Source organism: Elusimicrobiota bacterium, from assembly GCA_026388095.1.
Taxonomy (GTDB): Bacteria; Elusimicrobiota; Elusimicrobia; order UBA1565; family UBA9628; genus UBA9628.
Genome location: JAPLKL010000005.1, coordinates 32,970 through 45,300 on the forward strand (window position 1 = coordinate 32,970; position 12,331 = coordinate 45,300).

Below are 12,331 nucleotides of genomic sequence, written 5' to 3' on the forward strand. Positions count from 1 at the left end.
ACCGGAGGCCACTTGGACGCAGCACGGATCGAAAGCGTGGTGGAGCCCCTTTTGGCGCAGGAGGCCGTCGAACTCGTGGACATCGAATCGATCCATGAGCACGGCCGCCAGGTCCTGCGCTTCTACCTGGACAAGAAGGGCGGCATCACTCTCGATGACTGCGAGCATCTTTCCAACCGCATCGGCGCCCTCCTCGACGAGGCCGACCTGATCCCCGGCGCCTACGTGCTGGAGGTCTCCTCTCCCGGCCTGGACCGGGTGCTCAAGAAGGAGAAGGACTTCGCGCGGTTCGCGGGCAAGACGGTGCAGGTCCGCCTCAAGGCCCCGCAGGACGGCCGGCGCAATTTCAAGGGGACCCTGCAGGGACTGGCGGACGGCAAGGTCGCAGTCGAGTGCGAGGGGGCCCGGTTCGAATTCGCCCTCGGGCTCATCGACGAGGCCCGGTTGGATTACCGGGCGGAGGTCTAGGACGCCATGGCAAAATCGGAACTGGTTCTGGCTTTGGAGCAGTTGGAGCGCGAGAAGAACATCCGCAAGGACGACATCCTCAAGATGATCGAGGAGGCCGTGGTCAGCTCCCTGCGCAAGCACGTGGGCAAGAACGCGGTCATCGAGGCGAGCATCGACCCGGAGACCGCGGAGTTCAAGGCCGCGGTGGTCAAGAAGGTCGTCGAGACCGTGGCCGACGCGGAGCTCGAGATCGGCCTGCCCGAGGCGCGCCGCTTCAAGAAGGACGCCGCGGTCGGCGATGAACTGCGTCTGCCCGCTCCGGTGACTGACTTCGCCAGAATCGCGGCCCAGACCGCCAAGCAGGTCCTGGCCCAGAAGATCCGCGAGAAGGAACGGGACAGCCTCTTCGACGAGTATAAGCCCAAGGAAGGCGAGATCGTGACCGGCAGCGTGCATCGCTTCCTGGAGCGCAACGTCATCGTGGACATCGGCAAGACCGAGGCCATCCTGCCGGTGCGCGAGCAGATCCGCCGGGAGCGCTACCCCATCGGCGGCAACGTGCGCGCCATCATCCTGCGCGTGGACAAGGCCCAGCGGGGGCCCCAGGTCGTCATCTCGCGCGCAGCGCCCCTGTTCCTCAAGCGGCTCTTCGAGCTGGAGGTCCCCGAGATCGGCGACAAGATCGTCGAGATCGTCGCCGTCGCGCGCGACCCCGGGTTCCGGGCCAAGGTCGTGGTCAAGTCGAGCGACCCCAAGATCGATCCCGTCGGCTCCTGCGTCGGCCTGCGCGGCTCGCGCATCCGCAGCATCATGAACGAGCTCGCGGGCGAGCGCATCGACCTGATCCCTCACGACGATCAGATCGAGAAGTTCCTCGCCAACTCGTTGGCTCCCGCCAAGGTCGTCTCGGTGCGGGTCATGGACCCGGAGAACAAACGCGCCGAGGTCCTGGTCTCCGAGGAACAGCTTCCCCTGGCCATCGGCAAGGACGGGCAGAACGTCCGGTTGGCCTGCCGGCTCACCGGCTGGGAGCTGGAGGTCCGCGCCGTCGGACCGGCCGCGGCGGCGCCCGCCGGAGCGGCCGGCGGCTTGCTGGCGCTCGAAGGAGTGGGCGCCAAGACCGCCGAGATCCTGGCTGCGGCCGGGTTCGCTCAGCCGCAGCGCCTTGCCGCTGCCACGCCGGAGGAGCTCAGCGCCTTGGAAGGCATCGGCGAGAAGACCGCGGCCAAGATCATCGCCAGCGCCAAGAAGCACTTGCAGGAGAACCCTCCGGCACCCGAACCGGCGCCCGCGCCGGAGGCCCCTGGCGGCCCCGAGGCCGGGGACGCCGCGGCCTCATAAATGCTACACTTAGGTCCGGTGATGGAGAAAAAGAAAACCGATAAAGCTGAGAAGACCGAGGCGGGGGCCAAGAAGGCCGCCAAGGCCTCGGCGCCCAAGAAGACGGCGAAGAAATCCGCCGCCGACGGCAAGCCGGCCAAGACCGCGAAGAAGGGGTTGGCCGGCGTGCGCAAGGCGGCGGCTGAGACCCGCTCCGTCCAAGAAGAGGGCTCCATCGCGCCTCCATCTGCGAACCTCGTCTCCGCCTTCGACCTATTCAGAAAGAAGAAGCTCCTGCATTCCACCGGCCCGACCGTGACTCGCCTGGCGGCTGGCGCCTCCTTGCCCAAGCCTCCGGCGCCGCCCTCCAAGGTCGAATCCGCTCCTGCCCCGGCGGCCTCGGCCTCTGCGGCGCCCGCGCCGCAGGTCGCTGCCGAACCCGGCGTCCCAGTCTCCAAGCCGGTGACGGCCGTACCGGGAGCTCCCGCTGTCCGGCCTGCGGCCGAGCCCGCGGCCAAACCCCTCTCCGCGGCTCCTGCGGTCGTCCCGCCGGCGCCGGCCAAGCCCGGCGTAGTCGTGCCGATCTCCAAACCGGCTCCCGTCCGTCCTGTGATGCCTTCCGTGAGGATCGGAGCGCCCGCGCCTCGCTCTCCGGGCGCCCGGGCTCCGGCTCCGGGAGCGCATCCCGGCGGCGCGAACCGCTCTGCTGCCAAGCCCGGGTTCAGGCCCGTGGCCAGACCCGCCATCCCGGCCCGGCCCGTGCTGGCGGCCAAGCCGGCGGAGTCGGCCGCGGCGAAATCGGCTCTCAAGAAGCTGCAGGTCTCGACCATGATGACCGTGCGGGAACTGGCTGAGAAGATGGAGGTCAAGTCTCCCGATGTCATCAAGAAGCTCATGAGCCTGGGGGTCTTCGCCACCATCAACCAGCGCCTGGAGACGGAGTCGGCCTCCATCATCGCCCAGGAGTTCGGCTTCGAGCTCGATTTCCAGAAGCTCTACAAAGAGGAGGAGATGGCGGCCGCCGTCGAGGCGGAGAAGCCCGAGTCCCTCAAGCCCCGGCCTCCCGTGGTCACGGTCATGGGGCACGTGGACCACGGCAAGACCAAGCTCTTGGACGCCATCCGCTCCACGCGCGTGGCCGAGGGCGAGTCCGGCGGCATCACCCAGCACATCGGCGCCTACCGGGTCCATACCGCCAAGGGCGACATCGTTTTCCTCGACACTCCCGGCCACGAGGCCTTCACGGCCATGCGCGCCCGCGGGGCCAAGGTGACCGACATCGTGGTCCTCGTGGTCTCCGCGACGGACGGGGTCATGCCCCAGACCATCGAGGCCATCGACCACGCCAAGGCCGCGGACGTGCCCATCGTGGTCGCCGTCAATAAGATCGATCTGCCCGGGGCCAATCCCCAGAAGATCCGCCAGGACCTCGCCAACCGCGGCATCCAGGCCGAGGAGTGGGGCGGCAAGAACATATTCGTCGATGTATCGGCCAAGCAGAAGCTGCACATCGACACCCTGCTCGACATGATCGCTCTGCAGGCCGAGATGCTCGACCTCAAAGCCAATCCGGACCGGCCCGCCTACGGCGCGGTCCTGGAGGCGCGCCTCGATCCCAAGAAGGGCGTGGTCGCCACCGTCCTGGTCCAGGCGGGGACGCTCAAGCCCGGCGACGCCTTCGTGGCAGGTCTCGCTCACGGCAAGGTCAAGGCTTTGCACGACGACACGGGCAAACGCATCATCTCCGCCGGACCCGCCACGCCGGTCGAGATCCTGGGCGTCATGAACACGCCCCAGGCCGGAGACGTCTTCACCGTGGTCAAGGACGAGCGCCAGGCCCGCGAGATCGCGGAGCGCCGCTCCCTCATCGCCCGCGAACAGGCCCTGGCCCACCAGAAGCACATGACCCTCGTGGGCCTCAAGAGCGCGCTCTCGGCCGCGGCCGGCAAGGCCGCCAAGGACCTCAACATCGTGCTCAAGGCCGACGTGCAGGGCTCTCTGCAGGCCCTCAAGGACTCTTTGGAGAACCTCTCCACGTCCGAGTGCCGCGTGCGCATCATCCACGGCGAGGTGGGCAACGCGAACGAATCCGACGTCCTGCTGGCCTCGGCCTCCGACGCCGTGGTCATGCTCTTCCATACCACGTTGGATACGCGGGCCGAGGAGGTCTCGACCCGCGAGGGAGTGGAGGTCCGCAAGTACGAGATCATCTACGACCTCATCGAGGACGTCAAGGCCGCGCTCGAAGGGCTCCTGGAGCCCGAGATCGTCGAGGTAGTCTCGGGCAAAGGCGAGATCCGCGAGCTCTTCAACGTCAAGGCGGGCCGGGTCGCCGGCTGCATGATCCGCGAAGGCAAGGTGGTCCGCGGCAACCTCGTGCGCATCAAGCGCGACGGAGCCTCGGTCTACGAGGGCCGTGTGTCGGGCCTCAAGCGCTTCAAGGACGACGTCAAGGAAGTGGAGAAGGGCCTGGAGTGCGGCATGGACTTCGAGGGCTTCAAGGACTTCCAGCAGGGCGACGAGCTGGAGTTCTACGTCAAGGAGACCCGCACCCGGCGGCTGAGCCAGTCCAAGTAGGGCGTCGCGGAAACGGGAGGTCCTGTGTTCGACCGAAACGAGCGGCTCCGCGAGCTTTTCCGCGGCGAGATCATCAAGGCCCTTCGCGACATCAAGGATCCCGGTCTCTCCGGCCTGCTGACCGTCACCGACGTCGAACTCAGCCAGGACCGCAAGACTCTGACTGTGTTCTACTCGGTGCTGGGGACTCCCGTGGAGCGTCGCCGCACGGACAAAGCCCTGCAGCGTTGCGCGCCGTACATCCATCATCTCCTCATCAAGCGCCTCGCGCTCAAGCTGGTCCCCAAGATCGCGTTCAGCTTCGACGACACGCCGCGCCGGGCCTCCCGCATCGACCAGCTCCTTTTGGACATCGAGAAGGAGCACGGCGGATGAGGTCCGCGGACCGCGGCGCCGGGCCCGGGGTCTCCGGGATGCTGCTCTTCGACAAGCCCGAGGGCTGGACCTCCCACGACGCGGTGGCCGCCTTCCGCCGGATGCTGCCGGCCGGCACCAAGGTGGGCCACTGCGGCACGCTCGACCCTTTGGCCACGGGCCTGCTCATCCTCCTGGTGGGCCCCTGCACCCGGCTGCAGGCGCGGATGCAGGGCCTCGACAAGGTCTACGCCGGCAAGATCCGCCTGGGGCTGGCCACCGACACCGGAGACGTCACGGGCAAGGTCCTGGAGACCCGGCCCGTGCCGCCCGTGGACCTCTCCCGCATCCAGTCCTGCCTGGACGGCCTGCGCGGCGTCCTGGATATCCCGGCGCCGGCCTATTCCGCCGTCAAGCACAAGGGCAAGGCCCTCTACAAGTATGCCCGGGCCGGGATCGCGGTGCCCGCCAAGCCCCGCACCTGCACGGTCTACGCCTGGTCAGCCCTCTCTTTGGTCAGCCCGGATTTCGAGCATCGGCTGACCTGCTCGAGCGGGACCTACGTGCGCTCGCTGGCCGAACTGGTCGGAGCCAAGCTCGGCTGCGGGGCGACGGTGCTCACTTTGCGCCGCGAGCGCATCGCCGATTTCCGGATCGAGGACGCCCTCACTTTGGAAGCGGCCAAGAAGCTCGATCTTCCTACCCTGCGGCGTCTGTTGACCTCCTCCTTGGCTCCCCTGGGGGAGGCCCTGGCCGCAAAACGGTGAAATCCCTCGTCCTGCGCGGCAAGGTCGTCCGGGGCGCCGGGCTCGGGCGCCGGCTGGGCTTCCCGACGGCCAACGTCGTCATCCCCCCGCAGAAGCTCCCCCCCTACGGCGTGTACCGGGTGGAGGCCGTCTGGGGCGCCTCGATCCATCCGGCGGTCTGCAACGTGGGCGTCAGGCCCACTTTGGGGCCTTCCGGTGAGGTCTGGCTGGAGGTCCACGTCCTGGGCTTCGACGGCGATCTCTACGGCCGTGAGCTGGAGGTGCGCTTCCTGGAGAAGATCCGGGATGAGAAGCGCTTCGACTCCTTGAGCGAGCTCGTAGAGCAGATCCGCAAGGACGCCGAGGCGGTCCAGAAGGCCTGCCTCGGGTCCCAGCCGGAGTAGCGGTCATGCGTCGGGAAGGCAAGGTCCTCGTCGTCACCTTGGGCTGCTCGAAGAATCTCTATGATTCCGAGGTCCTGATGGGCCGGCTGCAGGCGGGCGGGATCGCAGTCGAGCACGAGGGCGGCCTGCGCGGAGCCTCCATCGTGGTCATAAACACCTGCGGCTTCATCGCTAGCGCCAAGACCGAGTCCATCGACACGATCCTGCGCTATGCCCGGGCCAAGAAGGAGGGCCTGATCTCCAAGCTCTTCGTGACCGGCTGTCTTTCGGAGCGCTACAGGCAGGAACTCCAGAAGGACATCCCGGAGGTGGACGGCTACTTCGGCACGCGCGAGCTGCCCCGCCTGCTGGAATCCCTACGGGCTGACCTCCGGCGATCCCTCGTGGGAGAGCGCCTCCTGACGACCCCGCGCCACTTCGCCTATCTCAAGATCTCGGAGGGCTGCGACCGGCCCTGCTCCTTCTGCGCCATCCCGCTCATGCGCGGCCGGCATGTCTCCAGGCCGATCGCGGACCTGGTCGCCGAGGCCCGGCGCTTGGCTCGTGCCGGCACCCGGGAGCTGCTCCTCATCGCCCAGGATTCGACCTACTACGGGCTCGACCTCTACGGCAAGCGCCGCCTGGCGGACCTGCTCAAGGCGCTCTCGGACGTCGACGGCCTAGGCTGGATCCGCCTGCACTACGCCTACCCGGCGGGCTTCCCCATGGACGTGCTCGACGTGATGCGCCGGCGCCCCAACATCTGCAAGTATCTGGACCTGCCGCTGCAGCACATCAACGACCGGTTGTTGGCCTCCATGCGGCGCGGGACCACCAAAGCCAGGACCGACGAGCTCATCGCCGAGATCCGCGGGCGGGTGCCGGGCATCGCCCTGCGCACCTCTCTGATCGCGGGCTACCCGGGCGAGACCCGGAAGGACCACGAGGAACTCTTAGACTGGATCCGCGCCACGCGCTTCGACCGTCTGGGGGTCTTTGAGTATTCCCACGAGGAGGACACCCGGGCTTTTTTGCTGCGCGACGACGTCCCCCCTCGGGAGAAGAAGCGTAGGGCCGAGGCCGTGCTGGCCCTGCAGCAGGGAATCTCCCGCGAGATCAACGAGGCCAAGATCGGCCGGACCGTGAAGATCATCGTGGACCGCAGGCAGGGCAGCCGCTTCGTGGGGCGCACTGAGCATGATTCGCCCGAGGTGGACAACGAGGCGCACGGCGACGCGGGGCGGCGGCGGCTCAAGGCGGGAGACTTCGTCCAGGTCCGGGTCACGGCCGCATCGGAGTACGATCTGGCCGTCGAGCAGGTCTGACCGGCGGTCCTTCAGGGCAGGAGGTCGTGGCGGGGCAGCCCGTCGGCGGCGCCGGCGCGCTTCGGGCTGCGGCGGAACTCGGTGACATCCGAGCGGTAGAAGAGCAGCACCTTCCTGACGTAGTTGCGGGTCTGGCGCATGAAGCTGTTGCGGGTCAGGGCCCGCGGTCCCGCGTTGTAGGACGCGATGATGCGCTGCACCACCCAGAGGGGAGCGTCCGGGTACTTCACGCCCTTGAGCCGGTACTGCTTCCAAGCGGCGCGGTAGAGCCGCTCCAGGTAGGCCGTGCCCACGTGGATGTTGGCTTGGGGGTCGTGGAGGGCGGAGCGGGGCACGCCGAGCTCCTCGGCGGTGATGGGCATGACCTGCATCAGGCCCTGGGCTCCGTGCGGGGAGAGGGCCTCGGTGGAGAATTCCGATTCGGCGGCGATAAGGGCTTTGACCAAGCGCGGATCCATGCCGTGCCGCAGGGAGTTCTCCAAGATGAGCTCGTCGTAGCGGTCCGTGATCTCGGGATGCTCGGAGAGGACATGGAACGTGTACTTGTAGGCGGGCGTGGGCTTGGGAACGGGCACGACCAAGGGGGTCCGGCGGGTGACCTTGAGGTCCTTGGGCGGCGCGATGCTGGAGCCGGGAGAATGCGGAGCCAGCCGCGCGCCCAGGCCGAAGGCCGCGCTCGGGATGGCGGGGAAGGGGCGCAGCGTCGCCTGGGCCAAAAGCGGCCCGCGAGAGACGCTCTCCCTGAGGGTGCCTGGGTCGGGGCTTACGGCGTGAGCGCAGAGGATGGAGAAGAGGACTACCCCCACGACCCAAGCGAGCAACGACTGCCTTTTGGTGCTGCTCACTAGTCCGACATTATACCAAAACCCCCCTTCCCCGTCGAGGGATAAAGGGCCTATCGGGGGCGGGTCCTTTGCCGGCTGGGGCTGGGTCTGGCGGGGCTTGCGGCTGTGCTTGATCGGCCGTGCTTGTCCCATTCCTGGTCAAAAGCCGCGATGATGTGGCGTCAGCTACACCAACAGCTGGAGGCAGGCGTTCGTGGCCGCCGCCAGCGCATCCAGCGGCGGACGGAGAGCGAGCTTTACGGCCAAAGCCATGGCGCTCTGGGCGAGGGCCCCGCCCGAGGACGCCCGATCGATGGCCTTCGCGATCTCGTCCTTTTTGGCGTCCCTCTGCAGGCGCACGCCCACCCCCAGGGACTCGAGGGCCTTGGCCGTCAGGTCGGCTTCGACGTGGGTCGGCAGAAGCACCTGGGGCCGGCCGCCGATCATCGCGGCATGCGCCGTCGTCGAGCCCGCGTGCGAGACGACCGCCGCGGCCCGGGGCACGACCTCGCAAAGCGCCGGCGGGCTCTCGTGCACCCGCGCGCCGCGCGCGGTCAACAGCCGCCGCAGGCTGCCGACCTCGCCCCGCAGGTAGGCCTCGACGGGGGCTTTGCGCTCGGCGAGGAGCTCCACTATCGTCTCGAGCGCCGGGTGCTCCTCCCCGAGATAGGCGAACAACCGGCCGTCCAGCGGCAGCGGAGCATGCGACGGCATCTTCTCCATGGGGCCCAGCACGGGCTCGCGCCTGGTCTTGCGGTACGGGTCCAGTTCGGGCAGGGTGCCGACGGCGCGCAGAGGGGCGTCGAAGAGCGCGGGCAAGGTCGGCGGCGCCGGACGGCCGCGCCGGCGCTGCACCGCATGGACGTTCTCCAGCAGCCGCGCCTCCGACATCAGAGGCGGCGCGTCGCAATAGAGCGGCGGGAAGCTCGCCTGATCCGCCGGAGGCACGGTGAAGCCGTTGCCGACCACGGCGACGGGGATCGCCCCGTAGGCCGCCAGGCAGACGGTGGGGCTGTGGTCGGCGACGATGAGGTCGGGCTTCACGAGCCCGATGAGGGCGTCCCAAGACCGGACCAGCGCCGCCAGGTCCGCGGCGCCGGAGAACCCCAGGGCCGCCAAAATGTCCGAATAGCTCGACGGCCGGAACGGCCGGCCGCGCACGACGGCTCCTTTCGTCCATCTCGGCGCCTGGAGGACCGGGATGTCCTCGTCCTCCAGCAAGGCCCGCGGGCCGACGACGTCGCGCAAGGCGAAGACCGGGCGATGGCCGTGGCGCCGCAATTCGCGCGCGACGCTCAGCAGGGGCCCGACATGACCGAAGCCCGCCCCCAGCTCCCACGTCAGCAAGACCGTCTTCATCCGGCCGCAGCCCTCGATTTTCGCTCCGCTGTTCGCTGGCTTTTCATGCAGCGATCCAGGCAGACGGGCCATGACCAGATCCGCGGCATGCTCGACTCCCGGATCCCTCGACAGGTCCTCCGCCAGCGCACGAACACGCCGACAGGCCTCCGGGGACAACACCTTGTTTTCGAGCAGTTCAGCCAGCGCTTCGGGCGTCATCCCGCGGGGCTGAGCTTCGGCGCCGATCCCCAGCTTCACCGCGCGGCCGGCGTTGAAGAACTGGTCGTTTCCGTACGGTTCGATGAGCATCGGCTTGCCGCAGCGCACGGCTTGCGCCAGCGTCCCGATCCCTCCATGGTGGATGACGGCCGCCGAGCGCGCGAAAAGCCATTCGTGCGGCAGTTCGCCGGCCACATGCACATGCTCCCGGCACTCGCGAGGCACGTCCTCCTTTTGGAATCCGGCCCATCCAGAGAGGACGACGAGCCTGCGGGAGAGCAGCAGCGCGGTCCGGGCATGGATCCTGAGCACGGATGGCGCGTCACGGAGAGGGAGGCTGCTGAACGTCAGGACGAGCGGCGGATGGCCCTTTTCGACGAAGCGTTCCAGCGCAGGGTCGGGCCGCCAATCGCGCCATTCCGGCCGTTCGTGGAACCAGAAACCCGTAAAATCGATATTCGGGAACTTCTCGATATCCGGATCGCAGAAATGGCTGCTGATGGCGGCGACGATATCGCTGGCGGCGCCCGGCAACAGGCCGTCCGGCCTCTCCGGCAGGCCGATGCGGCCTCGGAACTCGCGTATGTGGTCCAGCAGATGAACCAACGGCTCGCCGTTGATGGGAGGCGGCCTGTCTTCGGGACTTTGCTGCGGAGACGTTCGGGGCGCATCGACGTTTTCCGGCCGGCGGGCGACATGCGGCGGGACTATGGCGACGGCCAGCGAGGGGATTCCCGTCTTCTCCGCAACAAGCTTGCCGAGAAACTGGGTCGTTGAATAGATGAAGAGAGCCGCATCCCGCGCCGCCGCCATGAGGTCCTGATAACGGCCCTCGAGATCGATGACGCTGGGCAGTCCCCACCAAAGCCGCCTGCCCTGGCCCCAATGATCCCAGGAATGGGCGCCACGGCGCGCACGTTCGGCATCGACCGGCGGGCGGCAGTCCCACGTTTCCATCCCGAGCTTTCCGGCGTGGGGTAGAAAAGATCCGGGCGCGCAGAGACGGACGCGCGCTCCCCTTCGGATCAGCGCTTCGCCGAGATCCAATATCGGCCAGAGGTCGCCGAGCGTGCCGGTCGTCGCGAGAACGATGATGGGATTGCCGCTATGACGATGTTTTATATTTCTGGAAGAAGGCACGGCGGGCAATATATTCTAATCAAGGGGCTCGTTCAATGGAGGGGGACCACCAATGGTCGTGTTTGTAGGAGGGGAAGTCTGGTCGTTGGACGACGTGATATTGTTGTTGGGCGGCGTGATATTGGTGCCGCCCGCCTGGCTCACGGCGCCGCCGCCGCCGCCCCCTCCGCCCGCGTCGCTGAAGGCGGGCGGGTCGTCCTCGCGGTGTCGACGGATCAGCGTCTTGGCCGGGCCGAAGTAGTAGCGGAAACCCACGAAGGCGTAGCCGTCCTTCTGCCCGGCCTCCTTGCCGTTCTGGTCGCTGATGCCGGCGTCGGCGAAGACGCTCAGGCTGGAGAGGGCCTTGGCGCCCAGCTGGCACTCGACGGCGAGCAGCGCCAGCGAATGGCCCGGCTTGATGTCCGCGCCGGCGCTGAGCATCAGGTTGTCCTCGGGGTACCATCTGACGTCGACCACGGTGAAGGCGCCGCGAGGGATCTGGCCGCTCTGATAGCCCGGGGCCAGCGAGCCGGTCCATTTCCCGTAATAGTACTCGCCCTCGCCGCCGTAACGGTTCGCGTTGATGGTCGAATTCGTCTCGGGGACGGTCCGGGCTACGTGGGAAGCGAAGCCGCCCAGCAGGCCTTTCTCGGGATCGCGCCAGAAGCCCTGGCCCGCGACCCCCCAGATGGAGCGGTCATGCACGACGCCGTCCATGACGTCGGCCTGCACCCCGAAGCTGTGGCCCACCGGGGCGGTGATGCTGCCCTCGCCGATGCCGCTCCAGTAGCCGTCCACGGTGCCGCCTGCGACCGACACCTTGCCGTTGAGGGCCGAGACGGCGGGCTCGTCGCCGGCCCGCGCCTGGCCGGGGAAGGCCATGCCGAGCAGGGCGGAGATCCCGCTGGCGAGCAGGCCCGCGTGGACCCGGCTCCACCACGGCGACTGGCGCGCTTCGCGGCGCGAGGCCTCGTCGGCGGCGAACAGCGGCAGCCTCGGCAGCCCGATGCACAGGCGGATCGCGAGGTCGAAAGAGTCGGCGTCCTCCTTGCGCCAGGCCTCGATGACGGCCGCGGCCCGCGTCGTGAGGCCCTGCCGGCGGGCCTCGTCGATGCGGCCTTCGGTCAACAGTCCTTCGCGGCGGCACAGGACGAACAGCGTGCGGCTTCCGGGGTCAAGGTACGCGCCGCGCACGATGTCCCCGAGCGAGGCCCTTAATCGCTCGACGCAGCGCAGCAGCGACTGGGAACGCGTCACGGACCCGGTGGGATCGTAGACCACGCATTCGTGCGCGAAGTGCTTGAGCACGCCTTGCAGGCTGCCCGCGCGCTCGATGCGGCGGTGGTCGAAGGCGCGGACCTCGCAGCGGGCTTCGATGCCGGCGCGGGAGAGGGCCTCCTGCGCCTCTCGGCGCAGCGAACGGCGCTTGCGGGCGTCGGCGACATGCAAGGTCAGGCGGCCCGGCGCGGAGCCGTCGAATCCGGCTAGAAAGACCTTCTCGGAAAGCGAGCGCAAGGCGGTCTTCGCGGCTTCGGTGCTGAAGTCATTCATTGGTCATCCCGCTTCATCGTCCCACGCAGGCGAAGTATCACCTATGCTATCACATTTGCGATGTAGAACATGATAAATCAACATGGACCGAGGCCTGCGCCGTCGGACCAATTTGTATAATG

11 protein-coding genes are annotated in these 12,331 nt (G+C 68.0%); 8 read left to right on the plus strand and 3 right to left on the minus strand.

Annotated elements, in window-relative coordinates:
* Positions 1-12 precede the first annotated feature (12 nt).
* Genes NTY77_00680 through rimO form a run of 7 tightly spaced genes read left to right on the plus strand, consistent with a single transcriptional unit; the run spans position 13 to position 7,155 of the window.
* The gene (locus tag NTY77_00680; GenBank protein MCX5793994.1) at positions 13-468 is read left to right on the plus strand and encodes a ribosome maturation factor RimP; all 456 of its coding nucleotides are present in this window, start codon (positions 13-15) and stop codon (positions 466-468) included.
* Between the two features lie 6 nt (positions 469-474).
* Positions 475-1,791, plus strand: a complete 1,317-nt coding sequence (gene nusA / locus NTY77_00685) for a transcription termination factor NusA (GenBank protein ID MCX5793995.1) — start codon at positions 475-477, stop codon at positions 1,789-1,791.
* A gap of 21 nt (positions 1,792-1,812) precedes the next feature.
* Positions 1,813-4,347 (plus strand): translation initiation factor IF-2, encoded by a 2,535-nt coding sequence (infB, locus tag NTY77_00690; GenBank protein MCX5793996.1) that lies wholly within the window; start codon positions 1,813-1,815, stop codon positions 4,345-4,347.
* A gap of 24 nt (positions 4,348-4,371) precedes the next feature.
* Complete coding sequence (gene rbfA / locus NTY77_00695; protein MCX5793997.1) at positions 4,372-4,722, plus strand: 30S ribosome-binding factor RbfA; 351 nt, start codon at positions 4,372-4,374, stop codon at positions 4,720-4,722.
* Positions 4,719-5,468 (plus strand): tRNA pseudouridine(55) synthase TruB, encoded by a 750-nt coding sequence (gene truB, locus NTY77_00700; GenBank protein MCX5793998.1) that lies wholly within the window; start codon positions 4,719-4,721, stop codon positions 5,466-5,468. The genes rbfA and truB overlap by 4 nt, the downstream gene beginning before the upstream one ends.
* A complete protein-coding gene (locus tag NTY77_00705; GenBank protein MCX5793999.1) occupies positions 5,465-5,851 on the plus strand; it encodes a riboflavin kinase in 387 nt (128 codons plus the stop codon). Before truB ends, NTY77_00705 begins: the two co-directional genes overlap by 4 nt.
* A gap of 5 nt (positions 5,852-5,856) precedes the next feature.
* Positions 5,857-7,155 carry a 30S ribosomal protein S12 methylthiotransferase RimO gene (gene rimO / locus NTY77_00710; GenBank protein ID MCX5794000.1) on the plus strand — a complete coding sequence of 433 codons (1,299 nt, stop codon included), beginning with the start codon at positions 5,857-5,859 and terminating at the stop codon, positions 7,153-7,155.
* A gap of 11 nt (positions 7,156-7,166) precedes the next feature.
* On the opposite strand, the gene NTY77_00715 is transcribed toward rimO, so the two are convergent.
* On the minus strand, positions 7,167-8,000 hold the full coding sequence (locus NTY77_00715; GenBank protein ID MCX5794001.1) for a lytic transglycosylase domain-containing protein: 834 nt from the start codon (positions 7,998-8,000) through the stop codon (positions 7,167-7,169).
* A gap of 165 nt (positions 8,001-8,165) precedes the next feature.
* Complete coding sequence (locus tag NTY77_00720) at positions 8,166-9,851, minus strand: hypothetical protein (protein ID MCX5794002.1); 1,686 nt, start codon at positions 9,849-9,851, stop codon at positions 8,166-8,168.
* On the opposite strand from NTY77_00720, the gene NTY77_00725 reads away from it, so the two are divergent.
* Positions 9,837-10,316 carry a hypothetical protein gene (locus NTY77_00725; protein MCX5794003.1) on the plus strand — a complete coding sequence of 160 codons (480 nt, stop codon included), beginning with the start codon at positions 9,837-9,839 and terminating at the stop codon, positions 10,314-10,316. The genes NTY77_00720 and NTY77_00725 overlap by 15 nt on opposite strands.
* A 378-nt stretch (positions 10,317-10,694) precedes the next feature.
* Here NTY77_00725 and NTY77_00730 read toward each other — a convergent pair whose 3' ends face one another.
* Positions 10,695-12,209 carry a hypothetical protein gene (locus tag NTY77_00730; GenBank protein MCX5794004.1) on the minus strand — a complete coding sequence of 505 codons (1,515 nt, stop codon included), beginning with the start codon at positions 12,207-12,209 and terminating at the stop codon, positions 10,695-10,697.
* Between the last annotated feature and the right edge of the window lie 122 nt (positions 12,210-12,331).

Bases quoted from the DNA above. Each gene is read 5' to 3' on its own strand.
- infB (MCX5793996.1), top strand. From the start codon at position 1,813: ATGGAGAAAAAGAAAACCGATAAAGCTGAGAAGACCGAGGCGGGGGCC.
- NTY77_00730 (MCX5794004.1), bottom strand. From the start codon at position 12,209: ATGAATGACTTCAGCACCGAAGCCGCGAAGACCGCCTTGCGCTCGCTT.
- rimO (MCX5794000.1), top strand. From the start codon at position 5,857: ATGCGTCGGGAAGGCAAGGTCCTCGTCGTCACCTTGGGCTGCTCGAAG.
- nusA (MCX5793995.1), top strand. From the start codon at position 475: ATGGCAAAATCGGAACTGGTTCTGGCTTTGGAGCAGTTGGAGCGCGAG.
- truB (MCX5793998.1), top strand. From the start codon at position 4,719: ATGAGGTCCGCGGACCGCGGCGCCGGGCCCGGGGTCTCCGGGATGCTG.
- NTY77_00725 (MCX5794003.1), top strand. From the start codon at position 9,837: ATGGATCCTGAGCACGGATGGCGCGTCACGGAGAGGGAGGCTGCTGAA.